The organism is Scytonema hankhaensis NUACC26, from assembly GCF_045865695.1.
GTDB lineage: Bacteria > Cyanobacteriota > Cyanobacteriia > Cyanobacteriales > Nostocaceae > Scytonema.
Window position 1 is genome coordinate 47,118 of record NZ_BAACAP010000254.1, and the last position, 24,302, is coordinate 71,419.

The following is a 24,302-nucleotide window of genomic DNA, read 5'->3' on the forward strand; positions in this document are numbered from 1 at the left end:
GAGATTCAGACGAGATTTTTCATTGCCAACGCCGATTTACCCAAGGACAAACAGATCGCATCATTTTGGGGTGTATGAATGCGGCTACAAAGAACATCTCGATAATATCTTTCAAGAGGATTATTTTTAGATAATCCTGGATTACCAATCAATTCGAGTGCAATTTGTACGGCACGAATGGCATTGCTTGTGGTCAAATATTTCACGGTTTGAGCTTGTAAATTTACATTGGGATCGCGATCGCCCTTATCAATATCCGTTGCCAAACTATAAATGAGTCGGTTGTTGGCATATAATAATGCTTCAATTTCACCTACAGATGTTTGGAAGCGTGGTAAAGTGGCGAGACTTGCACCTAAATTAGTGGGCGAGCGCTCATTCAAATACCCCACTAACCAATTTCGCGCTGCCGTCGCTACTCCTTGATACAATGCACTCAAGAACAAACTGCCACCAGCTACCATCAGTGGATTGGCAGGTGACCATGCTTTGAGAGGACGGATATCCAAGGAATACTCTAGTGGAATCCAGACATTTTCTAAGATGAGCTCGTGACTACCTGTTGCCCGCATTCCCAAGTGATCCCAGGTTTCCACAATCCTTACACCAGGAAGATCGCGTGGTACAAGAAAACTCCCTACTAGCGGCTCTTCGTCATCCGTCCGCGCCCACACCACAAAGTAACGTAAAATTGGACTACCTGTGGTGTATTGTTTGTGACCAGTCAGTAGCCAACCATCAAATGTCTGTTTGGCAATGGTTGCAGGTAGTCCACCTCTAGCGGGAGTGCCTAATTCTGGTTCCACGCGAGCAGCATTGAGTAAGGCAATACCATTGACAGACTCTCGGCAAAGTCTCTCGTAGACAGCAGGATGCCAGCATCGAGTCCGAGCCGCGTTAGTATGTTGTAAGTAGTGCATTGTCAGCACTAGAGCGGTAGAAGCATCACCAGTTGCGATCGTTTCAATGACTTGACAAACGGTAGAATAACTTGCAGCCTGACCGCCAAATTCCACTGGTACAGTTAGACTCAATAGCTGTGCTTGGTGGAGGGCATCAAAGTTTTCAAAAGGAAAAGAAGCATCTCGGTCATGAGCAGCAGCGCGAGTAGCAAAATCAGCCGCTAGACGTTCAACAACCTCAAACATAGCGATCGCTGTATACACTTACTTCTTAAAGTACTGTAAATTTATAGATTTACAGTACTTTATAATTGCTACAATACCATCTTTTCACTTCAAAAATCAAGTTAAAGTGCAGTTTGAGAGCATTGTAGGCAAATTCATCTCTATTGAGACAATAACTTACAGTATCAGAACATACTTAATTAATAGCAAGCATTTGTATGTTCAAAAAGCTGTAATAACGTTGGGAGATTTTCTAGAGCTTTTACATAAGCTACTTTCCTTTAGCATCTATTGCAGAAAAAACTAGTTCTTGTATAACTAGCACAGAAACTACGTAAGTGATTAAAGCTACCTTAACTTCGCCGAGATGCCATAAATACATAGCAGTTGGTGGAATACAGAGAAGAATACCAAGTAAAAACCCAATCAACAAACGATTCATAGATTTACCCACAGGAGTAGATAGCCCCAATAAAGATCTATTCTGTTTGTTTTACAATATTCTAACAGTAAGTCAAGTTAAAAACTATTAAGCACCGTGCTATTTATATAGGACTTACAACACGGTGAAAGTGCTTATTTTTTAGAATTTGTAGCTCTCGTAACCGCAGCTACACATACAAATGTGTTATGATACAAGAACATATTCTTATGAGAAAAACCCCCCTTCTTGATGTATGCACAGCAAGACTACAGTTTTCTGATTGCGGTTTTTATTGGCATGAAATTACTGTCACTGATGTCAAAGACTTCACTCCGAGAGCTACACTGGTAAAATCCATAGAAATCCCTTTCAATTACTAGACTTTTACTTGTTGCCTCGACTTGAATTGGTCAGTTCTACTGTTGCTCAAATTTATTTTTTCGGTTAATTGTTACTTTAGGGCTTCCCTGTCAATTCAATCAAATATTATTTTTTATAAAAATAATAATTAAAAGTTATTCATTCAGCGTTCGCGAAGCGCAAGCTGTACCCAGCCGAGCGCTATGTTCGCGTAAATTAATCTTTTGAATGGCTCGTTGAGCTTGTATACTCACTTCTCTGTCGGGATCGTCTAGTGCTTGCTTCAGGGCGTAGAGTGCGTTAGGATCGCTCAGATAACCGAGAGCGATCGCTGCCTCTTTTCTAACATCTGAATATTTATCAGTCAATGCTGCAATCAGTGCAGGTAATAATTTGATATCTGGTAACTTGTGCAATACTTGTATAGCAAACTTCCGGACTTGCCAGTGTTCATCCTTGAAAGCTTTTTCGACAGCCGGAATTGCTTTAGGATGAGCGTGAATTGCGAGAGACTTAGCAGCATTGCGACGCACTTGCCAATCTGTGTCAGAAGTTAGCGTTTGACTCAGTAAGTCCACAACACCTTCATCAGCTAAATGCCCCAAAGTTAGAGCAGCTTCACGGCGTACATTCTCGTTTGAGTCATTTAACAGAAGTAAAGCTTGTGGACATTGCTTGACTTGATTAAGATAGCGGAGAGTTGTGACAGCCGCCTCTCGCAATTGGAAATGCTCTGATTCAAAAAAACTCAGCACAGCAGCAAGTGACTGAGCATCATGAATCTTCCGTAGGAGAATCAACAAATTGAGTTGTAGGTTAACATCCTGTCGCTGTAAAGCGCTGAGCAAAAATTGCAAATGTTCGGAGGATACGAGCTCGCTCAATGCTAACAAGGCTTCGCTACGTATGTCTTGTTCTAGTGAAGCCAGACATTCTAGTAAAGCAGGAACGGCGACGGGATTGCCTAACTCCCACAAAGCTGTCACGGCAATTTTCTGTACAGTGACGCTTTTATCTTTTAATATGGCAATCAGAGCATCAGTTGCAGCTTCGTCACCTAAATGCTGTAGGGTTTTGATTGCAACTAGGCGATCGCTTTCGTTGGGCGATCGTAACATTTCCAACCATTGATTTAATTCAGAGTCCGAATCCACCGTCATTTTTAAATCTCACCGTAATAAAAAAGGAATTTGAACTGTAATTGCGTTTGTAGGGCATTCCTTCTGACAGGGTAAGCAGAACCAACACTCGTCGTATTTCATATATGCTTTACCCGTTTCTGGGTTTTTTGCCAAAACATCTAGAGGACAAACCTCAATACAAGCCGTACATTTCTCTAGACATTTGGACTCATCTACAATTACTGGTACATCGACTCTTTGGTTACTTAAAGCCATAGTCTTACTCCATTAATTTTTTACAAAGTTGTTTTATTTTTTTTAGCGATCTAACAATTTCCACATTCGCAAGGTACGCTCTCGAAAGAATTAACCGCTGATGAACGCTGATGGACGCTGATAAATTGGGTCTCAACAGATTAGGAAATGCTACACAAACATCTAGGATCGGTAACACGGAATAGTACATGAATTAAGTTGGCTTTGATAAAGTCGCCTTCATATCTAAATCCCAACTTCTCCATTACCTTCTGTGATGCTTGGTTGGTAGTCAGAGTGTAGCAAACTACATCCGCCAAACCAAGTTTCTCAAAACCTAGTGTCAAGATCTCCTCACCAATCTCTGTCGCTAGACCTTTTCCCCAGAATTTAGGCATTAGTGCATAGGCTAACTCTACCTCGTCTTTACCATCTACTTGAGTCTTTCTAAACCCACCACGACCAACAAATCGACCGTCGGCTTTGTCTCGAAACATCCATAATCCAAATCCATAGCAGTTCCAATGGTCTAGGTTTGTTTGAAGAAACTGCCATGTTAGATCGTTGGTGCGAGTACCACCAAGAGTTTCCATGACCATAGAATTGGAATGCATAAGACAAAGGTCAGTGTAATCCTCAACACACAGACGATTTGCCTTCAAGCGTTTAGTATGAAATGTTTCTAGCAGTTGCATGAGAACTAGGCTCTGGCTTTAATCACAAGCTAACAACTATTTTTGAGGATTAATTTTGCTGAGTAACGATCGCCCAAACAGGGGTCAACTGAGTTGACTCATACAAAGGAAATCACACCAAGATACTCATCATATTACCATTAATTAGTAAGTTTACCGTATTATTAAGTTATTTTACTCATTAAGAAGTTAAAATAATGTAGTTTGACGTTAAAGTCTTTCAAGGTTCATCAAGATCTCTTGCATACTGAAATAGTGGATTTCTCGAATGCCAGCCTTTTCTAAAATCTCTGCTTGTTGAGCACTACGCCATATGGCACACAACACGCAATTGATGTGTGCTCCCATCGCTCGAAGCACTTCTACACTCTTGACTACCTGCCCTCCCGTTGTAATTACATCCTCAATCATACATAGTCTTTTCCCACTAATATCAATGCCCTCTACTATCTTTTCCGTACCATATGTTTTTCTTTCCTTTCTTACAAAAACAACTGGAAGTTGAATTTCTAATGAAATAGCTACAGCTAAGGGAATACCACCAAGTTCTAGTCCAGCTAGAACCTCAGTGTCTTGTGGAATCATTTTAGCCATTCCTATAGCTAGATGCTTTAAGAGGATAGGATTTGACTCAAATTGATACTTGTCAAAATAATGAGAGGACATTTCTCCAGAGCGCAAGCGGAACCTTCCTTTAAGATGGGATGCTAGCGCAATCTCTCTTACCAATTCATTTTTATCCATACGATTCTTGAAAAGATTACCATAAGAGTATGTTTGTAAAGTCTACTATTGTATCAAGCTCGGAACTAGCCCCCTTGTTTTTACCCCACCCTAACCCTCCCCAATGCATTGGGGAGGGAACAGGAATTCTAGTTTCCCCCCTTTTTAAGGAAATATTGCCATGAAAGTATGCACCAAGCTCAAGTAACTGCGGATCGTGTTTGTAGCTCCTCGCAATTTCTTTAGCTAACTTCCGAAGGCGATGAATGTGGGAAAGATTATGCATGAGATCGCGACCAGCATAATCTGAATGAACAAATGCCTCGACTTCTTCAACTGCTATCACTACGTTCATGTGCGATCGCCCTATCAATACTTTTAACACATCACCTCACCAACAACCCGACTACAGCCTAACTGTAATTCTCTCAATCAAGGTTATAGAATATTGTTGTCCGATGGAATTATAAATAGTCATTGGTATAATTCTTCAGGTAATTTTGTGCTTTTGTTTTGATACCTTTGCAATCGCTGATTTAGAGTTCCTGTATGTAACTCAAATAAATGATTATCATAATCATAAAAATATAAGGAACGTCCTTCACCTTCCACACGGCTTCGACCTTCTTTCACTTCTACACCAAGTCTCCTAACTTTGGCAACATAGAGTTCGTAGTCATCTTCGGTTATTTTAAATGCTATATGATTATAGGTTTTTTTAGGTAAAGATTCCCCTTCCATGATTGCTACCCATAAACTATTTATAAGAAAGAATTTTTCCTTTGAGATGGAGAAAGTTTGGTCACCACTTGAGTAAACTTCTTCGGCATCAAATATAGATGTAAGGAATTTGGTCATTTTCTCCAAATCCCTTACAATAAAGGTGATGTGACTAATTCCTTGAATCATTTGTGTTTTTGGACTAAATACCTTTTATTCTACAAAGGTTCTTTGTAAAGGACGTACAGGAACCTCAGCATTTAACCATTCTAAGAAGTTTTGGTTAATTTCTGTAGGTGAGATTTCTACAATAAAGTTAGTGTAATTAATGTGTTGCTGAATAACTCTTTCAATCTCACTACGATATCCCGATCGCGTTTTCACAATTAAAACTACTTCTGGCTCTTCTGTGATTTCTCCTTTCCATACATAAGCACAAGTTATGGGAAACCAGTTGACACAAACTGCTAGTTTTTGTTCTAACAAAGTATGTCCGATCTGACGTGCTTCATCTGAATTATTCAAGGTGACGTAGTAAAGTTTCATATCTTTAGTAAATATTCTAAACTCTTGTTAAAGTTTGTAAAATACTTTTATTTGATTAACTTACAGTATTATAGTATATAGCAGTTTTTAATTGGATACAATACATAAGAAAGTTATGGAACCGCAGCCTGTAGCTGACGAACGCAGATAAATTTGTACTTCATTCAAGTGAGAACTGCTATATAAGCAAAGTAATTATTCTATTCTGTAAAGAGAAAAACTTAGATGATGCAGTTCTAGACACATATTTGTTATTGAGCACATAATGTTATGGAGATTTAAAAACACTATGTTTCGCCCAATCTTTCATCTTGCTTTCCCTGTCCAAAACCTAGAAGAGTCCAAGGATTTTTACGTTACTACCTTCGGTGCTAAGGTTGGTCGTGTCCGCGATAAATGGTGCGACATATTCCTCTTTGAAGGGCAGATTACTTTGCACGAACGACCTTCTGAGGTATTACCGATTGGAGAACATGGTGTGCGTCACTGGGGAGCAGTTTTAGCATGGGATGATTGGGAGGCTCTTGCGGATCGCCTCAATGAAATGAGGATTCAGTTTAAGGTGAAGCCAAATGTTTCTTTTGTAGGGACTGACGCAGAGCAAGCGAAGATGCTATTGAGCGATCCAAGCGGAAATGCGATCGAAGTCAAGGCATACAAAAATTTATCTGTTGCTTTATCAATAGAAGACTTCCAAAAATGTTCCCCAACTGTCACCTAAAAGCTATTGCAACAATGACTAAGGACTTTTGCGATCGCACGCTAGAATACGATTGTGTTAGACGTTAAAAGCAAAAAGTAGAGCTGATAGTGATACAAGAAAATCTTATTGAAATCACTGGTTTTCACGCTCACGTTTATTTTGATACTGCAAGTCGCGAGACGGCTGAGCGTGTACGTGAAGAGTTGGGTGCTAGGTTTGAGGTACAACTTGGACGTTGGCACGATCGACCTATTGGTCCGCACCCAAAATCAATGTATCAAGTTGCATTCTCACCAGAACAATTTAGCAAAGTTGTGCCTTGGTTAATGCTCAATAGAGAGGGATTAGATATTCTCGTTCACCCCTCTACTGGCGATGATGTAGCAGATCATACCGAGCATGCTCTGTGGCTAGGAGAGAAATTAAAACTGAATATTGAGTTCTTAAAGACGGTAAAAACGACCTAAATATAGTGGTTTTCAGTTAAATAAAGCACAGATTTATCCGCGTTCATCCGCTACAGGCTGCGGTTCCATAACTTTTTTATATATTGCACTCAATTGAAAACCACTATATTCACTTATATTGAAGCAGTTTGTCGCTTGCCTGCAATAGGGTTTTGCCCAATACGGAGTACAAACAATGCTGCCAGAATGCACAGTACGCCTGACAAGATAAATGCCTGCATATAAGTACCCAAAACAGTCCGCATTGTGCCTGCTGTCAGAGTTGCAGTTGCTGCCCCGATTTGATGTGCTGCTACAATCCAACCAAACATCACTCCAGCTTTTTCTTTGCCGAACACCTCGGTTGTTAACCTTACCGTTGGTGGGACTGTGGCAATCCAATCCAAACCATAGAAAATTGCAAAAATCGACAGTCCATGAAACGAAGCAAAACTAAAGGGTAAGAAAATCAAAGATAATCCCCGCAATCCATAGTACCAGCACAGCAGATAGCGATTGTTCCAGCGTCGCGAAGCGCAAGCTGTACTCAGCTTATCGCTCAACCAACCAGATGCTGTTGTCCCCACAAAATCAAACATCCCCATAACGGCGAGCAATCCAGCTGCTTTGACTTCAGGAATGCCATAATCGATGCAAGCTGGAATCAGATGAGTGCCGATTAACCCGTTGGTGCTAGCACCACAGATGAAGAAACTGCCTGCCAATAACCAAAAGTCTGGCTCGCGCATTCCTATTCTTAGCGCATTTAATGTAGTCACAATTGGATTAACCTGAGATTGCGATCGCACTTCAAGGGAAGTTTCGTTGGTTTCCCCAAAAGGTCGCAATCCAATTTGAGATGGTCGCTCGCGCATTAACAAAGCAATCAACGGAATAATTAGAAATGTTACTCCGGCGATGGTTAACGCGGCATTGCGCCAGCCAAAGCGCTCTACTATGGAAGCAAGTAATGGTAAGAAAATCAATTGCCCAGTAGCCGTACTAGCTGTGAGAACACCAATTACCAAACCTCGCCGTTCCACAAACCATCGATTCGCTACGATCGCACCTAATACCAATGCGATCGTTCCTGTCCCACAACCCACGACGATCCCCCATACTAAGACTAATTGCCATACTTGAGACATCAATGTAGTCAAACTGACACCAATTCCCAAAAATGCCAAAGCGAATACCATCGTGCGTCGAATCCCTAATTGCTCATATACCGTTGCTGCAAATGGTCCAATTAATCCATATAGGACTAAGTTCATCGAAATTGCGAACGAAATCGTTGCTCTAGACCAACCAAATTCTTTCTCTAACGGAACCATGAAAACACTAGGCGTTGCCCGAATTCCAGCAGCAATCAGCAGAGAAAGAAAAGTTAATCCTGCAACGATCCAACCATAGTGGAGCGATCGACGAGCTAAGTAGGAGGGTAGAGACATAATTAAGACTACAAGTTTTCAATGACTATTTATGATTGACATAACTGCTTCTTCTAGTATTTTTATTTTATTTCAAACAATCTTTGTAGTACTCGATAATTCAAATTTGAATAAGCAGTTATAATTAAATCAGCATTTGATAAATTTTGCTTGTTATGCCCTAAACCTGAAAAAGCTACACATTTCATCCCAGCTTTTTTAGCAGCTTTTACACCATTTTCCGAATCTTCGATAACAATACAACGGCTTGGATGAACATTGAGTTGTTCAGACACTAATAAAAAAATATCAGGTTCGGGTTTACCTCGTTCAACGTCCTCACCAGAAATTGTTACACGAAACTTGGTTTCCATCCTGAATCGTCCTACAATTGTATTGATACGTACTCTTGAAGCTGAAGATGCGATGGCTAGAGGAACTTCAAATTTTAAAAGTTCCTCAATCAAAGCTTCCACTCCTTCAATAAGAGCAAGAGTTGGATTATTTTTAAGTTCTTCTGAAAAAGCGTATTTTTCTTTGAATACATATTCCTCTACTGGCTGAGTTAAGTTAAATTCACGGACAAGATAAGTCCAGAATGCGAGACTAGTACAACCTCTAAACTGTTCTAAGATACTTTCCGTTAACTCAAAACCAAGAGAACGACAAGACTTTATCAAAAAAACATCCATTAGTGGCTCAGTGTCCAATAAAGTACCATCCATATCAAAAATTACAGCATCCATGCTTCTAAAATACCTACAAAACCGTATTTTTTAGTAATATTTTTAACTTTTTGCAAGTCAAAATTATCTATATTTTATCCGCGTTCATCCAAAATTACAGTATCTTTACCAAGATACCGCATTTTGTCTGTATTTAGTCATAATAATTTAAATAAATACTCCTTACTCATTTATCAGATATGGCAATTACCGTTCGCTCGATCGCACGTGACGAACTTCCACAACTTCTCTCCTTGTACAGGCACTTGAATCCTGTCGATGCGCCTTTGCCATCAGACGATGTGTTGCAGTCCCTGTGGGATACAATTCTGTCCGATCCGCGTCTTTGTTACATAGTTGCCGAGCTTTCCAACCAGTTAGTAGCAACGTGCAACTTAACTATTGTTCCCAACTTGACACGTGGCGCACGTCCATACGGCATTATCGAAAATGTTGTCACCCATTCCAATTATCGACAGCAGGGAATTGGTACGCAAATGCTGCATTATGCTTTAAATCTTGCATGGAAGCAACAATGTTACAAAGTTATGCTTCTGAGTGGCTCAAAACGTGAAGAGACATTACGCTTTTACGAGCAAGCAGGATTCCAACGAGGTGTGAAAACAGGATTTATTGCTTTCCCACCAGAAGAATTCAAATCTAGTTCGGTTGATATAAATCTCAATAACTAAACTACCACAAAAAATTACAAGTCATGCTTAATACTTTCCGTTTCAGGAATTTTTCGTTGTACTACATAGGTCAAGCAATTTCTTTGGTTGGAACCTCAATGACTCAAGTAGCAACTGCTTGGCTTGTGTATCACCTCACAAGTTCTGCTTGGTTGCTCGGTCTCGTGGGTTTTGCTACCCAAATTCCTACCTTTGTTTTGATTCCTCTAGGTGGAATTGTAGCCGATCGCTGGAATCGTCACCGCATCCTAACAGTTGCCCAGAGTCTAGGAATGCTTAAGTCTTTGACCCTTACATGGTTGGCTCTAACTGATACGATAAGCATTTGGCACATTATAGTTCTCTCTTCAGTGCAAGGGATAATCAATGCTTTTGAAACTCTAACCCGACAAGCATTTTTACCAGAAACAGTAGGAAGGGAAAATCTTGGTAATGCGATCGCCTTGTATTCGTCCTTGGTTAGTGTTACGACCATGGTTGGACCAGCAGTTGCAGGCGTGTTGAATGCAGCATTTGGAGCAGGGATTTGTTTTGCGATCGACAGTATCAGTTACATTGCTGTAATCATTGCCCTCCTCGCAATGCGGCTTGCTCCTAAAAAAGTCGTCATTTTTACACGAAAACCTCTTGAAGAATTGAGCGCAAGCTATATCTACGCCTTCAGTTTTTTGCCTATTCGATGGGTTGCGATCGGAGCGGCTTTAGTTTGTTGTGTCTGGGGATTTTACCTAGCACTTGGACCTATTTTTGCTGCTGAGGTTTTGCACGGGGGATCTAATACATTTGGTTTTCTCATGGCAGCTTCAGGTATAGGAACTTTAATTGGTGGAGTTTACTTGAGTATCCGCTCAAGTGTATTTGGGTTTGAGAAAGCCCTGGCATTTGGACCAGTTATTATGGGAGTGAGCTTAATTGTTTTCGCTGTATCTCACATATTATGGTTGTCACTGCTTTCGCTTGCGATCGCTGGTTTCGGCTTTATTTTACAAATTATTTCCGGTCGCACGGTACTCCAGTTATTAGTTACAGATGAGATGCGCGGTCAAATCACAGGTTTTTATGTGATGGCATCTACTGGAGCAGTTCCTGTAGGTAACTTAATTGCTGGCATTTTGGCAAGCTACATTGGTGCTACTAATACTGTCATTTTTGGTGCTGGTGCCTGTATTGTAGGTTCGCTCCTCTTTATGCAGCAGCTTTCGGTCTTTCGGGAGCTAGTTCATCAGAACCTCAATTATGCTAATAAATCCTATATTAAAGAGAGGTAGCTAAAAAATCATCAAAATTACAGAGTGACATATTGTTACTTGGGCTTGTATTTCAATTGATGTTGTGTAACTATACTATAAATTAACAACGGTAAATTGATCAAGTAACCGTATTATGTGTCGTAAATACCCTACAAATAAACTATTCAAAGTTGTGAAGGTCGAGAACAGGTATTTTGAGCCATCCGTGCTCGGTGTAAAACAGCTTGGTCTTGCTTGATGTTTATGAGGGATTGACGACAACTAAAAGTCAACGAGTGACACCAGGAGAAATCGCCATGACAATTGCACTTGAGCGTCCTAAAAAGAAGACTCGTTCAGCACAGATTCGGGAGCAGCTAGGCTATCCCATTATTGATACTGATGTACATACTCAAGAATTTGAACCAGCTTTCCTTGACTATCTAGCTCAAGTAGGTGGTTCTAAAATTGTCGATCGCTTTCAAGAACATTTACCTGGAGCAGGTCGCTACCGTTGGTTTCAGCAAACTTGGGAAGAACGCCATAACTACCGCACAGCTCGTCCTCCTTTCTGGGGGCGTCCTACAAAGGATACCTTAAACTTGGCGACTATCAGTTTGCCAAAGCTATTACACGAACGCTTGCAAGAAGCAGGAACAGACTTTGCTATTCTCTATCCAAATTTAGCAACTCTTGCACCTCAAATCAAAAACGACGAAATGCGACGAGCGGTTTGTCGGGCTGCAAACCTCTATCATGCAGATATATTCCGTCCCTACGCCGATCGCGTGACTCCTATTGCCACCATTCCAATGAATACCCCAGAAGAAGGGATTGAAGAATTGGAGTATGCTATAAAAGAACTGGGACTAAAAGCAATTCAAATTCCTGCTTACGTAACTCGTGTCATCCCGTCTTTTGAGAAGTATTCTGAAGAGGTACAAAAAGAAGCCATCTGGATTGATACCTTTGCATTGGATAGCGCCTACGATTACGACCCCTTCTGGGCAAAATGCGTAGAACTCAAAGTAGTCCCTACAACTCACGCTTCTGGTATGGGTTGGACGGCTCGCCGCTCCATTTCTAATTATCAATACAATCACATTGGACACTTTGCTTCAGCTGGTGAAGCTTTTTGTAAAGCACTTTTCTTTGGTGGTGTTACCCGTCGTTTCCCCAGTCTGAAATTTGCTTTTCTAGAAGGTGGTTCGGCTTGGGGTGCTAGCCTCTATACAGATATCATCTGGCACTGGGAAACTCGCAATCCGGAAATTTTGCAGAACAATAATCCGGCAAATTTAGACCATGAAGGATTGGTAGAGTACTTCCTGCGTTATGGTGGTTTAGAAATCCAAGGTCGTGCCGATCGACTTGGTAGCGGTTTGGGCTTCCACGGTCAATATATATCACCTGAAGACCCTGGCGATCTTAATGAGTTTGCTGAGGCTGGAATTACAAAAGCAGAAGATGTGCGCGATCGCTTTTTGAATCACTTCTACTTTGGTACAGAATCAGACGATACTCGTGTTGCTTACGCTTTCCATCAAAAGGCGAATCCATTTGGCGATCGCGTCAAGGCATTTTTAGGTTCTGATTCCGGTCATTGGGATGTGCCTGATATTACAGCTGTAACCTCCAACGCTTACAGCATGGTAGAACGGGAAATTCTCAGCGAAGAAGACTTGCGTTACTTCTTATCGATTCATCCCTTGGAGTTGTACACCAGTCTCAATCAAGACTTCTTCAAGGGTACGGCAATTGAGAAAGAAACCGAAGAATACCTGAGAACTAGGGGCTAGGGGTTAGGGGTTAGGGGTTAGGGGCTAGGGGTAAGAGACTAGCAATGAGGAGTTGCTCCAATGCCCAATGCCTATTTACAAAACAAGGAGACATTTTTATGACCATTGCACTGGAGCGTCCTAAAAAGAAGACTCGCTCAGCACAAATTCGGGAACAACTAGGCTACGCTGTTATCGATACAGATGTACATACCCAAGAATTTGAACCTGCTTTCCTTGACTATTTAGAACACGTTGGCGGTTCTAAGATTGTCGATCGCTTCCGGGAAAAGCTACCAGGAACGGGTTTATTTCGCGGACACCAGCAAACTTTAGAAGAACGCCGCCTTCACCGGACTATCCGCGCTCCTTTTTGGGGTCGTCCTACTAAAGATACCTTAAGTTTAGCGACTGTCAGCTTACCGAAACTGCTGCACGAACGCTTGCATGAATCGGGGACAGATTTTGCTGTGGTGTACCCCAACATAGCAACTTTAGGACCTCAAATCAAGAATGAAGAAATGCGTCGGGCGGTTTGCCGTGCAGCAAATCTTTACCATGCCGAAATTTTCCGTTCCTACTTCGATCGCCTCGCCCCTGTTGCAACTGTTCCCCTAAATACACCAGAGGAAGGCATTGAGGAGTTAGAGTATGCAGTGAAAGAACTGGGACTCAAAGCCCTTCAAATCCCCGCTTACGTAACTCGCGTCATTCCTGCTTTTGAAAACCATCCTGAAGAAGTGAAGCGGGAAGCCACTTGGATTGATACGTTTGCACTAGATAGTGCTTACGATTACGACCCCTTCTGGGCGAAGTGCGTAGAACTCAAAGTGGTTCCTACAACTCACGCTGTTAGCATGGGTTGGACGCAACGCCGTTCGATTTCTAATTACCAATACAATCATATTGGTCACTTTGCTTCAGCCGCCGCAGCATTTTGCAAAGCATTATTCTTTGGTGGTGTTACCCGCCGTTTCCCCACTCTGAGATTTGCTTTCTTAGAAGGAGGTTCGGCTTGGGGTGCTAGCCTCTATACCGATCTTATCTGGCACTGGGAAACTCGCAATCCTGATATTTTGCAGAACAATAATCCCAAAAACCTGAACCGTGAGGAATTGAGTGAACTGTTCGCTCGTTATGGAGGACCGGAAGTTAAAGGTCGCCTCGAGCAAGTTGGAGGTTTGGGTTTCCACGGGAAACACTTTGCACCTGAAGATCCAGGTGAACTCAATGAATTTGCTGCGGCTGGAATTACAAAAGCAGAAGATGTGCGCGATCGCTTTTTGAATCACTTTTACTTTGGCACGGAATCAGACGATACTCGTGTTGCTTACGCTTTCCATCAAAAGGCAAATCCATTTGGCGATCGCGTCAAGGCATTTTTGGGTTCCGATTCCGGTCACTGGGATGTACCTGATATTACAGCTGTGGTCTCTAACGCTTTTAGTATGGTAGAACGGGGCATTCTTAGTGAAGAAGATTTGCGTTACTTCTTATCAATCCATCCTTTGGAGTTGTACACCAGCCTCAATCGAGACTTCTTCAAAGGTACGGCAATTGAGAAAGAAGCAGAAGAATACCTGAGAACTAAGGGCTAGGGGTTAGGGGCTAGGGGTAAGAAACTAGCAATGAGGAGTTGCTCCAATGCCCAATGTTCTCACGGTCGAGCGGGTACAAGGGCTAATTGTGTTTCAGGTAAGTAGTGCCTACCTGAAACTTTCTTAAGACTTCATACAGAAACGGTATATATTTATGGTTGCTACAGTCAAAACTCGGTCTTTCAATATCTTTCACAGCTTTAAAGTGCTTATAATACCGGGACTATTAACCATTACAACTTCGTTAACTTTAATTGGTTGCAGTGGAGAAAACCTGAAAACAGAGACAGAAACGCAATCTTCTGCTCGTCAAGTATTAGATAATACTAAAACATCTGGTATTAAGACAAAAGTACTCCACATGGGGTATCAACAAGCAGGTGATTTAATTAGAGTTACAAAAGTCTTGGAAAAGCGTTTAGAACCTTTGGGAGTTAAGGTGGAATGGGCGCAATTTGCCCAAGGTCCTCAACTCATGGAAGCTATGAATGTGGGTAAAGTAGATCTAGGTTCTGTGGGAGAAACTCCCCCTATTTTTGCTCAAGCGGCTGGTGCTCAAATTGTTTATGTTGTAGGTCGGCGGCGAACTGAAAAGACTGGTCGAGGGAGTGCAATTGCTGTTCCACCAGATTCTCCTATCAAAACTCTGAAAGACATTAAGGGGCAAAAAGTTGTTTTCCAAAAAGCTTCTGCATCGCACTATTTTATTCTAAGAGCTTTAGAAGATGTGGGTTTGAAATACAGTGATATTCAAGTTCTAAGTATACCCAACGTGGAAGCCCGTGCAACATTTATAGAAGGAAAAATTCCTGTTTGGGTGACAGGAGATCCTCACCTAGCTATAGCTGAAAAAATGGGTAAAGTTCGCGTTCTTAGAAATTCTCAAGGACTTGATTCCCCTGGGGGTTACTATATAGCAGGAAAACAATTTGCTATAGATAATCCTGAATTATTGCGGATAGTCATTGAAGAAATAGACAAAATCGAGCGATGGGCTGAAGCACATCCTAAAGAGACAGCAAAGTTAATTGCACCAGAACAGAAACTACCCCCAGCCGTCATGGACTTAGTAATTAGCCGTCGTACCTATGGCTTGAGAGTAATCTCTCCAGACTTAGTGCAAGAACAACAGCGCGTAGCAGATTATTTTTATAAAAATGGCTTACTTCCTAAACCTCTTAATATTCAAGAAGCTTTACTAACACCCGAACAATATGCAGCAATTACTCCTCCAACAATTAGTCAGAAGTAGCTCTTCGGGATTAGGGATTGGCGATTGGCGATTATACCAAAAACGGTTTAGAATCTAATCCAAAAATTGTTAAAAACTCGTAGGGGCGCAAGGCATTGCGCCCCTACAAATGCTATCAAACCATTCCAAACAACTAAAAGTTTTGCTGTTAGTTACTATTTTCTTATACTACTAGTCTTCTCAGATATAATGATTACTTCAGTGACTTGTTCGGAAATACCAGGAGGTAGTCCTCGTGTTGAGTCATAAATATCAACGACGCGATCGAATGAGACACTGACCGATCGAACAGACGACTGAGGTGATGGCGGGGTCATATTTTCCTTTTTATGATTGACATTAATTTGAGAGATGTAATACCGCTTTACCAAGGTAGCTTCTATCCAACAACTTCTGTGCTACATCAGCTATTCGTGTCCACTCAGCTTCAATCTCAATCGGAGGATGCAATTTATCTGCTTCTACTAAACTTAACAACCGTCGCAGTCCCACTGCTGCTGATTCTTTTTTAAGTTCGTGGAACAAAATCAAACCATACAAACTGGCACCGCCAGTTCCATAAAAGCGTTGAGCGTTGAATGTTACCTCCTGACCTCCTGAAGTGCCAAACACAACGACTGTCCCATCTTCTGCCAATAAACCGAGGGCTGTTCCAAGGATGTTTCCACCTACTGACTCAACAATCAAGTGATAAGGATCATACTGGCTCGCTGATGAAAGTTCCTCTCCAACAACTACAAAGTGAGCGCCAGCATCTTTAACAAAAGTTTCGTGTTCTGCACGACGAATATGTGCCACTACCCGCGCACCACTCAGTCGTGCTAGTTGAATAGCGAAGTGACCTACACCACCAGATGCGCCTGTAATTAATACTGAGCGACCTAGAAGTGAACCTCCCTTAAGTAGAACATGATACGCGGTTAAGCCTGCTACGGGTAGTGTGGCAGCTTGAGCAAAGGAGACTGACGATGGCAACTCTGCTAGAGAGTGAGTTGGTACTGAAACTAATTCACCCCAAGCACCAGAACGAAGTAAACCGACAACTCGCGTTCCTGCGATAGGTCCCGAACCATCAGTAGCAGGGGTTTCTACAACACCAGCCAAGTCCCAACCAGGTCGCCAACCTGCTTCGGCTGTGGTAGAACGTCTGACTTCACCTCGGTTGAGAGAAATTGCAGCAACCCGAATCACTGCTTCGTTTGCAGCTGGGGTAGGTGCTTCTACATCACGCAGTGCCAAACGTCCTGGCACATTAGGGTCAACAATTACAGCACGCACTTTGCTCATAATCTAAAAATTTCTTCCTGTGAAAATAGGTTCGTTCAGGGTAGCAATAATCTTGAATCTATGTTGATGGAGTACAGCAGACATTACTTACCTTATATTATCTAAACTTAAAGTATCAATAGTATAAATGTATAACCAATTAAAATTGCATTAGAGCAAATCGCTCTTACTGTTTCCAATAAGTAATCGCTAAATAAGTAGTCAAAATTTGAACTCCTAGAATCAGAATTATGCAGGCAAACCATTGACCTAAACTCCAAAAAAAACCAGGCAACACCGCCCCAAAACTACCACCAATGTAGTAAACAGAAACATAAAGCCCAGTGGCTGAAGACCGAGCTTCAGTAGCTGTTGTGCCAACATAACTAGTTGCGATCGACTGGCAAAACGAAATTCCTGAAGTACTGATCGCCAATCCCACAACCACGATCCAGAGCATTGGAATTAGCGTCAGAAGCACACCAAGACAATCAGAAACGCACAAAAACCAACTAGAGCAGTAGCGATCGCAGTTCTAGGGGATTGCATCAAAACAATGCTGTTGGGTGAATTTTTCAGATTCATAAAGCTAATGAAGAAAAGATATGGGTGGCTCCATCTTTCACACTTTATCCTTGCTTGTTTAAACTCATTTGCATCCCCATCTGTGATTTTTCGGTGACTAATTAAACTGTAAAGAAACAACGAACATTTCCTTACTTTTGAGTACCACCCACAACAGCAGGTTCACCAAGAATCTTGGCAAATCTTTCTAGATAGAAGCTCTCTGGATTGGCAACTGCTCGAACTGACTCGCGATCGCGCACGACATTCCACCATTTCTGCAAGCGGGGTGTTTCTGTTGGCAATGTAAATTTGCGGAAGTGTTGTAACAGAGGTAAGCGCTCAAACCAGGGATAGAAACTAATATCGATGAGACTAAACTTGTCTCTCAACCAATAGGAACCATTGCCAGAGAGCTTACCTAATCCTTCTTGTTCAATGTACAATAGAGCCTCAGTAAACTCTCGTCGTCCTTGTTCCTGTTCGGCGGTCTCTTTACCGCGCAGGAATTTGTTAAATGCAGGTACGAGGCGAGTGTTAGCGTAGTCTATCCAAATGCGCGCGATCGCTTTTTCTCCAGGAGTGTGAGGCAACAAAGGTGGTTCTGGAAAGACTTCTTCTAAATATTCGTTGATGATAGCAGACTCATAAACTTCAATGTCCCCATGTTTGATAGTAGGAACCTTACCATAGCGTGAAATCCGTGTAAACCCCTCTGGTTTATTCTGTAAATCAATTTCAATTGGGGTAAAATTAATTCCTTTTTCCAACAACACAACACGGGTGCGTTGGGAGAAGGTAGAGGCTTTGGCAAAGTAGAGTTCGATGTTACTCATGAGATGACTTCCTTATGAAGATTGTAAGAGCAAGCTGTTTGGTATTCCACCCACAAGGGTTAATACAACTGAATAACCAACTACTACAGAAGCAAACCGAGTTGATTTATGGAACAACTAACTTGACTAGTAGCTATCTATACTAGTCAAATAAAATATTACTATTTGTCGGTCGATTTAACGTACAATGCCAAAAGTATCACATAGTCCTTTTTAAAATACAAGTCAAATATTTAGTAAAATTAATAGTGTGACACCAACTGGATTCGGGCAGTCGCTGAACGGTCACGGCACGAGACAGATGTGCGGTACAGATAAATACGGATTCCCAAATCGTCATCGCTCAAGAACAAAGTTCCACTTTGGGTTCCAGACTGGCGATATCGTCAAAGCAGTCGTCACCAATGGCAAAAAGGTTGGTGAATATGTTGGCAGAATTGCAACTCGTGCTACTGGTAGCTTCAACATCTCAACCAAAGATGGATTGATTCAAGGAATCTCGCACAAATATTGCAAACGAATTCATGCAAAGGATGGTTACAGCTATGCATTCTAGGATATTTAGACACCCGTTAAAACGGGCCGTGTCGCGGTTCCTCCGCGAACTAAAGTTACGAGGCTTCCCCGCTCCCGGAGGTTTTTAGGTGAAGAACATTTATTTGTATTTACCCGCATTCAAATCGCGTAACTTTCGACTCTTCTTTAGCGGGCAAACCCTGTCTCTATCAGGTACCTTCATGACCCAGGTGACAATTTCCTGGTTAATCTATGAACTAACAAATTCCGCTTGGTTATTGGGCTTAACCGGGTTTCTGCAATTTCTACCCACTTTAATTCTGGCTCCGTTTTCAGGAGTTTTATCCGATCGCTGGAGTCGGCGAGATTTGCTCATGCTGGTGCAGGTGCTGGGAATTATTGTATCCCTGAGTTTGACTGTACTCAGTTTTTTAGAGTTAGTCAATTTATGGTTACTGATGATTGTCAGTATCCTTGGTGGATTATTGAAAGGTTTGGATATGCCTGTCAGGTATGCGATCGTGATTGAAACAGTAGACGATCGCGCCGATTTGAGCAATGCGATCGCGCTTTATTCCGCCATACTCAGCAGTTCTTTATTGATTGGACCCGCACTTGGTGGTGTTTTGCTTGCTACGCTAGGAGCCAAATATTGCTTCCTTTACGACAGCCTTAGCTACATTGTAGCCTTATTAACCCTAGCGGCAATGAGATTACAACCAACTCCAAAACAAGTCACATCGTCAACCAATGACACTTGGCAGGAATTAAAAGAAGGATTCAGCTATGTTTATAATGCATTACCAATTCGCGTCATCTTGTTATTATTGGCGTTGTATGGTTTATTTGGTATCTCTTATACGACGTTACTTCCAATCTTTGCGGCTGACATTCTTAAAGGCGGTGGGGAGACATTGGGCTTTTTGAGTGGAGCAGGTTCAGTAGGTTCGCTCATAGGGTGTCTCTATCTCAGTTTGCGTCGAAAAGTGTTAGGTTTAGAACGGCTGATGGCATTGTGTCCTGTTGCGATCGGGATTGGGCTAATTGCCTTTGCACTATCTAGAGAGGTCTGGCTTTCGTTGTTGATGTTAGTGGTGGTCGGCGGCGGTGGAATGCTTCAGGTTTCTTGTAGTAACACGATTGTCCAAACCCTGGTAGAAGACGATAAGCGTGGCAGGGTGATGAGTCTTTATTCTTTGGCTATGATTGGTACGTTACCTTTAGGTAGCTTAATGGCAGGTAGTCTAGCACAGTACATTGGTACTCCCAATACAGTCATCGGGAGTGGTATTGTTTGCCTTTTAGAATCGGTTTGGTTGCAAGGGCACATACCTCTTCTAACAAGTTGGATTGTTCATCGAACTAGTCACAACACAAACATAGTACGGTAACTTGATAAATTTACAGTATAATTAAACAAACTCTGGAGAATTCATATGAGCAACAAGCACATTGAAGTCAAACAGGTAGCTGGTTTCATCGGTGCTGAAATTAGTGGTGTAGATCTTTCTCGTCCTCTGCACGATGAAGCCGTCAAAGAAATTCGTCAAGCACTATTGAAGTGGAAAGTCGTGTTCTTTCGCGGTCAAAACATCGATCATTCTGCCCAAATTGCGTTCACGGCTCGTTTTGGTGAAGTGACTTATGCACATCCACATGAGGATGAGCCGATCCAAGGGTTCTCAGAAATCTTACCAATTGACCGCAGCCGCTTTGAGCGGCGCAATGGTTTGCGTCGTTCTAGCTATGAAAGCCGATGGCACACCGATGTGACAGCAGTTGTTAACCCTCCTGCCTTATCAATTTTGCGTGCGGTTAACGTTCCTAGTTTCGGTGGTGACACACAGTGGACTAATCTAGTTGCAGCCTACGAGGGTTTGTCAGCACCTCTACGCGAGCTGGCAGATAAATTAAAAGCCGAACATCGTTTTAATGCGCGTTTGCGGATACCCAGCCACAGCAAGCTCGCCCAACGTATCGCTGCTAATCCTCTGGTTTCTATCCATCCACTGGTGCGCGTTCATCCTGAGACTGGCGAACGTGCGTTGTACGTGAACCCTGGCTTCACCTCGCATATTCTTGACGTGTCACCACAAGAAAGCGATCTATTACTTGAGTTGTTCTTCAACCAAATTACTAAACCTGCTTACACCACCCGCTTTCGCTGGAACAACGGTGATATCGCTTTCTGGGACAATCGCGCCACCGCACATTTAGCTCCTCAAGACCTGGATCATCTGGAAGTTGAGCGCGTGCTTTATCGCACCACTATCAAAGGTGATGTTCCAGTCGGAGTAGATGGTTTGCGATCGCAAGTGGTTGAAGGTGAACCGTTCGGTGTCGAAGTTCCAAATATCTTGCAGAAGAAAGCAGAGAAGGTGGAAGCAGAACCAGTACTTTCGTAAGCTACAGAGTTGTTGGCAGTGCAGACACTTATTTACAGCCATTTTCAGGTGAACAGACCACATATCTAGGGGCGCAAGGCATTGCGCCCCTACCAACGATATGGTTCATTTAGGTGAAAACTGCTGTAAGACTGCTAAGTAGGTAGGTAGTTATAGTCGTTTACCCATACTTATAACATTATCTACTTTGAAACCAAGGTGCTCGTAAAATTTAATCACACTTGTATTTGATGTACGTATTTGTAAGTTAATTTTTGGACAATTTATTGCCTTAAGTTTAGTGGTTGCTTGCTCAACCATGTACTGACCAATTCCCTGTCGTTGATACTCTATCGCTACAGCTAAGTAGTTGAGCCAACCGCGATGACCTTCATACCCTGCCATTATAGTAGCAACCACTTTATTTCCAATCAAACCAACTAGAAATAATTCTGGTTGCACCTGTAACTTGAGCCAAATATCTTTTTGGGGATCGTTCCAAGGCACTACTAAAGCACAACAATGCCACAAATCAATCACTTGCTCTTCATCTTGCTCCTGATAGGGTCTTACTACTAAATTAATATTTTTCATTCTTTATCTATAGTAAAAAAATGATTATATAACAATTTTAAATCATTTATAAAAAATCATAATTGTAGAGTGGAGAGCATCCTTACGAGTGCAAATCGACATCTTAAAATAGAATTCTGAGGCTATACAAACAAAGTCCACGTAGGTGGACTTTGTTTGTATAGACGCGATTTTAATCGCCCAATGTTTTTTCCAAATTGGGATGCTCCCGATTTTTTTAATCTAAATAGAGAAGATAACTTTTGGATTAGTTGCAATATCTTACTGGAGAAAGAAGAGTTTTTGTATACAAAATAACATTATAAATTTAAGTAAAGCTTACCTCTGACTTAATCTGCTCTAGCTAGAAAAAGATTCAAGCCAATAGCTTTTAATCTAACCCAGAAAAGGCAATTTAAGTCAGAGTCAATAAGCTGAATCTATACTGCTAATTCTAAACCCTACATACAATGTATTAGATAGGGCTTTTAACTCAATTCTCCACTTCAATTGTACTATGAAACGTTTAATTTTTGGTAGCTTATCTCTGTTATTAATTTCTACTACTCTGCCTGCTTTTGCCAACGAAAAGACATTGAGCCGTGTATCCAGTAATACTCAATCTAGTATTACTCAAATAGAACCTGTTGAGCTTGTTAATTTGGCTTATCAAGGTTACTTTAGTAAGCAAGGGATTCCTGGTTATAGTGATTTTCTTCTGGCTATTCGGCAAAAAGAAATTACTGCGGAAGATATTGTTCAAATCGCTGTTAATGCCAGAAAAGTGTCATCACAAGCTTTGAGTGATGAAGAATATTTAAATGTAGTTGAAGTCAAAGTGGATGCATTAGTTTACAACGGAGATGGAAGTTTTAATTAGTTACAAATGTCAAGCATTACCCTTCGGTGGTAGCCCATTCTAACGGTTTGAGAACACACGCAGGAGTTGGTTCCCATTCCGTTGGAATTCATAGGGTACTTGTTTAATTTCTACTCGGTATCCTTGGGCTATTAATTGGCTTGTTACTAGTAGGAGAAATGGTGACGTTTCTCCACTAAAATAAGTTAGTAGAGGAAAAACTCGTACCTCTGTTGCTACTCGGCACATCTCTACAATTGAAGCAAGATGAAAATCGACTGAGAGCTGCTCTGAGTAAGTGAACAACAGGTGCGAGCATAATGCTAAATCGAATTGATTTGTACTGAATGAGATAGTGGGTAACTCATCCTTTACGTAGCGTCCTTCTCTGACTCCTAATGGGAAATCCTTCAGAAACTCGTTCATAGCAGCTATCCTAATCTGTCCAAGATGCTCTGGAGATTGGATATCTTTCCAGACGAAGTTCTCTTTGTTGTCCCGCGTATTGTTTATGACTACTGGATAAGTTTCCTGGATGCGTCCAGCAATTTCGGTGACTGTAAACTGATAAATCGGGTCACAAGAGATGACTTTGTATCCAGAGCGATTCATTTCAGCATTGAAACTTGAAGGTCCACCCCCACAGTCAAGGATTGATAATTTAAGTTCATCAGAAGTTAGATCGAACATTCTGATGTACTCTTCTAATGGACGCCCCCAAGGCACAATGTGCTCGAGCTTTAAGCCCATTATTTTTCTCCTTGCGACTATTTATCGACTACTCGCTTACGTGCTAGGGTAAGTCCATCTGCGATCGCAATCAAGCTCAAGTCTATGCGATCGTCCTGAGAAAGTTTGCTATTAAAGTCCCTGATAGCTGTAGTGGCTGAGTCCTGTATATCTAACTGAGTAACGCGCCCAGACCAAAGCACATTGTCAATAGCAATCAACCCACCAGGTCGAATTAATTTTAGTGCAAGTTCATAATAGCGGTAATAATTGTCCTTGTCAGCATCAATAAAAGCAAAGTCAAAAGTTTCTGCCTGACCCTGTGCCAAAAGTTTCTCTAAGGTATCTGTTGCTGGAGCAATTCTCAAATCAATCTTATCTGCAACCCCTGCCTGTTGCCAGTAACGACGAGCAACAGATGTAAATTCTTCACTGATGTCACAGGCTATTATCTTACCATCTGGTGGTAATGTCAAAGCGATGCTTAGAGAACTATAACCTGTAAAGACTCCTAATTCCAAAATTTTCTTTGCGCCAATAAGTTGTACCAAAAATGCCAGAAATTGTCCTTGCTCTGGTGCAACTTGCATATTTGCTCTAGGGTGTCGAGTTGTTTCTTCCCGTAATTGAAAAAGAATCTCTGGTTCGCGTAGAGAGACGGAAAGAAGATACTCATAAAGGTTATTTGTGAGATTTAGAGTTTTAGCCATGTTGTTATTAAAAAGGTAAATTTGTGTTTATTGTACAGTAA

Annotated in this window: 28 protein-coding genes and 1 pseudogene; 11 read left to right on the top strand and 18 right to left on the bottom strand. The window is 41.7% G+C overall.

Features of this window, described 5'->3' with window-relative positions; translation table 11 throughout:
• Positions 1-5 precede the first annotated feature (5 nt).
• From ACKTT2_RS50525 to cutA, 9 genes are all read right to left on the bottom strand, one after another.
• Positions 6-1,148 (bottom strand): acyl-CoA dehydrogenase family protein, encoded by a 1,143-nt coding sequence (locus ACKTT2_RS50525; protein ID WP_407900814.1) that lies wholly within the window; start codon positions 1,146-1,148, stop codon positions 6-8.
• Between the two features lie 250 nt (positions 1,149-1,398).
• Positions 1,399-1,569: a hypothetical protein gene (locus ACKTT2_RS50530; RefSeq protein WP_407900684.1), complete on the bottom strand. Its 171-nt coding sequence runs from the start codon at positions 1,567-1,569 to the stop codon at positions 1,399-1,401.
• Between the two features lie 497 nt (positions 1,570-2,066).
• Positions 2,067-3,071: a HEAT repeat domain-containing protein gene (locus ACKTT2_RS50535; RefSeq protein ID WP_407900685.1), complete on the bottom strand. Its 1,005-nt coding sequence runs from the start codon at positions 3,069-3,071 to the stop codon at positions 2,067-2,069.
• Positions 3,072-3,080: 9 nt separating this feature from the next.
• Positions 3,081-3,308 carry a 4Fe-4S dicluster domain-containing protein gene (locus ACKTT2_RS50540; protein WP_407900686.1) on the bottom strand — a complete coding sequence of 76 codons (228 nt, stop codon included), beginning with the start codon at positions 3,306-3,308 and terminating at the stop codon, positions 3,081-3,083.
• A gap of 140 nt (positions 3,309-3,448) precedes the next feature.
• Positions 3,449-3,982: a GNAT family N-acetyltransferase gene (locus ACKTT2_RS50545; RefSeq protein ID WP_407900687.1), complete on the bottom strand. Its 534-nt coding sequence runs from the start codon at positions 3,980-3,982 to the stop codon at positions 3,449-3,451.
• Positions 3,983-4,192: 210 nt separating this feature from the next.
• Positions 4,193-4,726, bottom strand: coding sequence for an orotate phosphoribosyltransferase (gene pyrE, locus ACKTT2_RS50550; RefSeq protein WP_407900688.1), 534 nt, complete (start codon positions 4,724-4,726; stop codon positions 4,193-4,195).
• Between the two features lie 16 nt (positions 4,727-4,742).
• A complete protein-coding gene (locus tag ACKTT2_RS50555; RefSeq protein WP_407900689.1) occupies positions 4,743-5,090 on the bottom strand; it encodes an HD domain-containing protein in 348 nt (115 codons plus the stop codon).
• 89 nt (positions 5,091-5,179) lie between these two features.
• Complete coding sequence (gene fosX / locus ACKTT2_RS50560) at positions 5,180-5,614, bottom strand: FosX/FosE/FosI family fosfomycin resistance hydrolase (protein ID WP_407900690.1); 435 nt, start codon at positions 5,612-5,614, stop codon at positions 5,180-5,182.
• 24 nt (positions 5,615-5,638) lie between these two features.
• Positions 5,639-5,971, bottom strand: coding sequence for a divalent-cation tolerance protein CutA (gene cutA / locus ACKTT2_RS50565; RefSeq protein ID WP_407900691.1), 333 nt, complete (start codon positions 5,969-5,971; stop codon positions 5,639-5,641).
• 289 nt (positions 5,972-6,260) lie between these two features.
• Between cutA and ACKTT2_RS50570 the strand changes: the two genes are divergently transcribed.
• On the top strand, positions 6,261-6,692 hold the full coding sequence (locus tag ACKTT2_RS50570) for a VOC family protein (protein ID WP_407900692.1): 432 nt from the start codon (positions 6,261-6,263) through the stop codon (positions 6,690-6,692).
• Positions 6,693-6,784: 92 nt separating this feature from the next.
• Positions 6,785-7,141: a DOPA 4,5-dioxygenase family protein gene (locus ACKTT2_RS50575; RefSeq protein WP_407900815.1), complete on the top strand. Its 357-nt coding sequence runs from the start codon at positions 6,785-6,787 to the stop codon at positions 7,139-7,141.
• Between the two features lie 113 nt (positions 7,142-7,254).
• On the opposite strand, the gene ACKTT2_RS50580 is transcribed toward ACKTT2_RS50575, so the two are convergent.
• Complete coding sequence (locus ACKTT2_RS50580; protein WP_407900693.1) at positions 7,255-8,571, bottom strand: MFS transporter; 1,317 nt, start codon at positions 8,569-8,571, stop codon at positions 7,255-7,257.
• A gap of 62 nt (positions 8,572-8,633) precedes the next feature.
• On the bottom strand, positions 8,634-9,296 hold the full coding sequence (locus tag ACKTT2_RS50585; protein WP_407900694.1) for an HAD family hydrolase: 663 nt from the start codon (positions 9,294-9,296) through the stop codon (positions 8,634-8,636).
• Between the two features lie 179 nt (positions 9,297-9,475).
• On the opposite strand from ACKTT2_RS50585, the gene ACKTT2_RS50590 reads away from it, so the two are divergent.
• The 5 genes from ACKTT2_RS50590 to ACKTT2_RS50610 all read left to right on the top strand — a co-directional run bounded on the left by ACKTT2_RS50590 (position 9,476) and on the right by ACKTT2_RS50610 (position 15,824).
• The gene (locus tag ACKTT2_RS50590) at positions 9,476-9,967 is read left to right on the top strand and encodes a GNAT family N-acetyltransferase (RefSeq protein WP_407900695.1); all 492 of its coding nucleotides are present in this window, start codon (positions 9,476-9,478) and stop codon (positions 9,965-9,967) included.
• 23 nt (positions 9,968-9,990) lie between these two features.
• A complete protein-coding gene (locus tag ACKTT2_RS50595) occupies positions 9,991-11,235 on the top strand; it encodes an MFS transporter (RefSeq protein ID WP_407900696.1) in 1,245 nt (414 codons plus the stop codon).
• Between the two features lie 278 nt (positions 11,236-11,513).
• Entirely contained in the window at positions 11,514-12,995 is a 1,482-nt protein-coding gene (locus ACKTT2_RS50600) for an amidohydrolase family protein (protein WP_407900697.1), read from the top strand.
• Positions 12,996-13,093: 98 nt separating this feature from the next.
• Complete coding sequence (locus tag ACKTT2_RS50605; protein WP_407900698.1) at positions 13,094-14,572, top strand: amidohydrolase family protein; 1,479 nt, start codon at positions 13,094-13,096, stop codon at positions 14,570-14,572.
• 154 nt (positions 14,573-14,726) lie between these two features.
• Positions 14,727-15,824 carry an aliphatic sulfonate ABC transporter substrate-binding protein gene (locus tag ACKTT2_RS50610; protein ID WP_407900699.1) on the top strand — a complete coding sequence of 366 codons (1,098 nt, stop codon included), beginning with the start codon at positions 14,727-14,729 and terminating at the stop codon, positions 15,822-15,824.
• Positions 15,825-15,979: 155 nt separating this feature from the next.
• On the opposite strand, the gene ACKTT2_RS50615 is transcribed toward ACKTT2_RS50610, so the two are convergent.
• The 4 genes from ACKTT2_RS50615 to ACKTT2_RS50630 all read right to left on the bottom strand — a co-directional run bounded on the left by ACKTT2_RS50615 (position 15,980) and on the right by ACKTT2_RS50630 (position 18,490).
• The gene (locus ACKTT2_RS50615; RefSeq protein WP_407900700.1) at positions 15,980-16,141 is read right to left on the bottom strand and encodes a hypothetical protein; all 162 of its coding nucleotides are present in this window, start codon (positions 16,139-16,141) and stop codon (positions 15,980-15,982) included.
• Positions 16,142-16,163: 22 nt separating this feature from the next.
• Positions 16,164-17,111 carry a zinc-binding dehydrogenase gene (locus tag ACKTT2_RS50620; protein ID WP_407900701.1) on the bottom strand — a complete coding sequence of 316 codons (948 nt, stop codon included), beginning with the start codon at positions 17,109-17,111 and terminating at the stop codon, positions 16,164-16,166.
• A 166-nt stretch (positions 17,112-17,277) separates the two neighbouring features.
• Positions 17,278-17,550: an MFS transporter gene (locus ACKTT2_RS50625; protein ID WP_407900702.1), complete on the bottom strand. Its 273-nt coding sequence runs from the start codon at positions 17,548-17,550 to the stop codon at positions 17,278-17,280.
• 256 nt (positions 17,551-17,806) lie between these two features.
• Positions 17,807-18,490, bottom strand: coding sequence for a glutathione S-transferase family protein (locus ACKTT2_RS50630; RefSeq protein ID WP_407900703.1), 684 nt, complete (start codon positions 18,488-18,490; stop codon positions 17,807-17,809).
• Between the two features lie 280 nt (positions 18,491-18,770).
• Here ACKTT2_RS50630 and ACKTT2_RS50635 point away from each other — a divergent pair.
• The 3 genes and pseudogenes from ACKTT2_RS50635 to ACKTT2_RS50645 all read left to right on the top strand — a co-directional run.
• Positions 18,771-19,046, top strand: a pseudogene (locus ACKTT2_RS50635) (RNA-guided endonuclease IscB); the annotation flags it as partial.
• Between the two features lie 88 nt (positions 19,047-19,134).
• Complete coding sequence (locus tag ACKTT2_RS50640; protein WP_407900704.1) at positions 19,135-20,397, top strand: MFS transporter; 1,263 nt, start codon at positions 19,135-19,137, stop codon at positions 20,395-20,397.
• A 45-nt stretch (positions 20,398-20,442) separates the two neighbouring features.
• Positions 20,443-21,411, top strand: a complete 969-nt coding sequence (locus ACKTT2_RS50645; protein WP_407900705.1) for a TauD/TfdA dioxygenase family protein — start codon at positions 20,443-20,445, stop codon at positions 21,409-21,411.
• 150 nt (positions 21,412-21,561) lie between these two features.
• On the opposite strand, the gene ACKTT2_RS50650 is transcribed toward ACKTT2_RS50645, so the two are convergent.
• On the bottom strand, positions 21,562-21,984 hold the full coding sequence (locus ACKTT2_RS50650) for a GNAT family acetyltransferase (RefSeq protein WP_407900706.1): 423 nt from the start codon (positions 21,982-21,984) through the stop codon (positions 21,562-21,564).
• 496 nt (positions 21,985-22,480) lie between these two features.
• Here ACKTT2_RS50650 and ACKTT2_RS50655 point away from each other — a divergent pair, with 496 nt between their 5' ends.
• On the top strand, positions 22,481-22,843 hold the full coding sequence (locus ACKTT2_RS50655) for a hypothetical protein (RefSeq protein ID WP_407900707.1): 363 nt from the start codon (positions 22,481-22,483) through the stop codon (positions 22,841-22,843).
• Positions 22,844-22,882: 39 nt separating this feature from the next.
• Here the strand turns inward: ACKTT2_RS50655 and ACKTT2_RS50660 are convergent, their stop codons facing one another.
• On the bottom strand, positions 22,883-23,572 hold the full coding sequence (locus ACKTT2_RS50660) for an SAM-dependent methyltransferase (protein ID WP_407900708.1): 690 nt from the start codon (positions 23,570-23,572) through the stop codon (positions 22,883-22,885).
• 17 nt (positions 23,573-23,589) lie between these two features.
• Positions 23,590-24,261, bottom strand: coding sequence for a class I SAM-dependent methyltransferase (locus ACKTT2_RS50665; RefSeq protein WP_407900709.1), 672 nt, complete (start codon positions 24,259-24,261; stop codon positions 23,590-23,592).
• Positions 24,262-24,302: the final 41 nt, after the last annotated feature.

Coding starts and splice junctions, on each gene's coding strand:
- ACKTT2_RS50525 (WP_407900814.1), bottom strand. CDS start 1,148: ATGTTTGAGGTTGTTGAACGTCTAGCGGCTGATTTTGCTACTCGCGCT.
- ACKTT2_RS50530 (WP_407900684.1), bottom strand. CDS start 1,569: ATGAATCGTTTGTTGATTGGGTTTTTACTTGGTATTCTTCTCTGTATT.
- ACKTT2_RS50535 (WP_407900685.1), bottom strand. CDS start 3,071: ATGACGGTGGATTCGGACTCTGAATTAAATCAATGGTTGGAAATGTTA.
- ACKTT2_RS50540 (WP_407900686.1), bottom strand. CDS start 3,308: ATGGCTTTAAGTAACCAAAGAGTCGATGTACCAGTAATTGTAGATGAG.
- ACKTT2_RS50545 (WP_407900687.1), bottom strand. CDS start 3,982: ATGCAACTGCTAGAAACATTTCATACTAAACGCTTGAAGGCAAATCGT.
- pyrE (WP_407900688.1), bottom strand. CDS start 4,726: ATGGATAAAAATGAATTGGTAAGAGAGATTGCGCTAGCATCCCATCTT.
- fosX (WP_407900690.1), bottom strand. CDS start 5,614: ATGATTCAAGGAATTAGTCACATCACCTTTATTGTAAGGGATTTGGAG.
- cutA (WP_407900691.1), bottom strand. CDS start 5,971: ATGAAACTTTACTACGTCACCTTGAATAATTCAGATGAAGCACGTCAG.
- ACKTT2_RS50570 (WP_407900692.1), top strand. CDS start 6,261: ATGTTTCGCCCAATCTTTCATCTTGCTTTCCCTGTCCAAAACCTAGAA.
- ACKTT2_RS50580 (WP_407900693.1), bottom strand. CDS start 8,571: ATGTCTCTACCCTCCTACTTAGCTCGTCGATCGCTCCACTATGGTTGG.
- ACKTT2_RS50585 (WP_407900694.1), bottom strand. CDS start 9,296: ATGGATGCTGTAATTTTTGATATGGATGGTACTTTATTGGACACTGAG.
- ACKTT2_RS50590 (WP_407900695.1), top strand. CDS start 9,476: ATGGCAATTACCGTTCGCTCGATCGCACGTGACGAACTTCCACAACTT.
- ACKTT2_RS50595 (WP_407900696.1), top strand. CDS start 9,991: ATGCTTAATACTTTCCGTTTCAGGAATTTTTCGTTGTACTACATAGGT.
- ACKTT2_RS50600 (WP_407900697.1), top strand. CDS start 11,514: ATGACAATTGCACTTGAGCGTCCTAAAAAGAAGACTCGTTCAGCACAG.
- ACKTT2_RS50605 (WP_407900698.1), top strand. CDS start 13,094: ATGACCATTGCACTGGAGCGTCCTAAAAAGAAGACTCGCTCAGCACAA.
- ACKTT2_RS50610 (WP_407900699.1), top strand. CDS start 14,727: ATGGTTGCTACAGTCAAAACTCGGTCTTTCAATATCTTTCACAGCTTT.
- ACKTT2_RS50615 (WP_407900700.1), bottom strand. CDS start 16,141: ATGACCCCGCCATCACCTCAGTCGTCTGTTCGATCGGTCAGTGTCTCA.
- ACKTT2_RS50620 (WP_407900701.1), bottom strand. CDS start 17,111: ATGAGCAAAGTGCGTGCTGTAATTGTTGACCCTAATGTGCCAGGACGT.
- ACKTT2_RS50625 (WP_407900702.1), bottom strand. CDS start 17,550: ATGCTCTGGATCGTGGTTGTGGGATTGGCGATCAGTACTTCAGGAATT.
- ACKTT2_RS50630 (WP_407900703.1), bottom strand. CDS start 18,490: ATGAGTAACATCGAACTCTACTTTGCCAAAGCCTCTACCTTCTCCCAA.
- ACKTT2_RS50645 (WP_407900705.1), top strand. CDS start 20,443: ATGAGCAACAAGCACATTGAAGTCAAACAGGTAGCTGGTTTCATCGGT.
- ACKTT2_RS50650 (WP_407900706.1), bottom strand. CDS start 21,984: ATGAAAAATATTAATTTAGTAGTAAGACCCTATCAGGAGCAAGATGAA.
- ACKTT2_RS50655 (WP_407900707.1), top strand. CDS start 22,481: ATGAAACGTTTAATTTTTGGTAGCTTATCTCTGTTATTAATTTCTACT.
- ACKTT2_RS50660 (WP_407900708.1), bottom strand. CDS start 23,572: ATGGGCTTAAAGCTCGAGCACATTGTGCCTTGGGGGCGTCCATTAGAA.
- ACKTT2_RS50665 (WP_407900709.1), bottom strand. CDS start 24,261: ATGGCTAAAACTCTAAATCTCACAAATAACCTTTATGAGTATCTTCTT.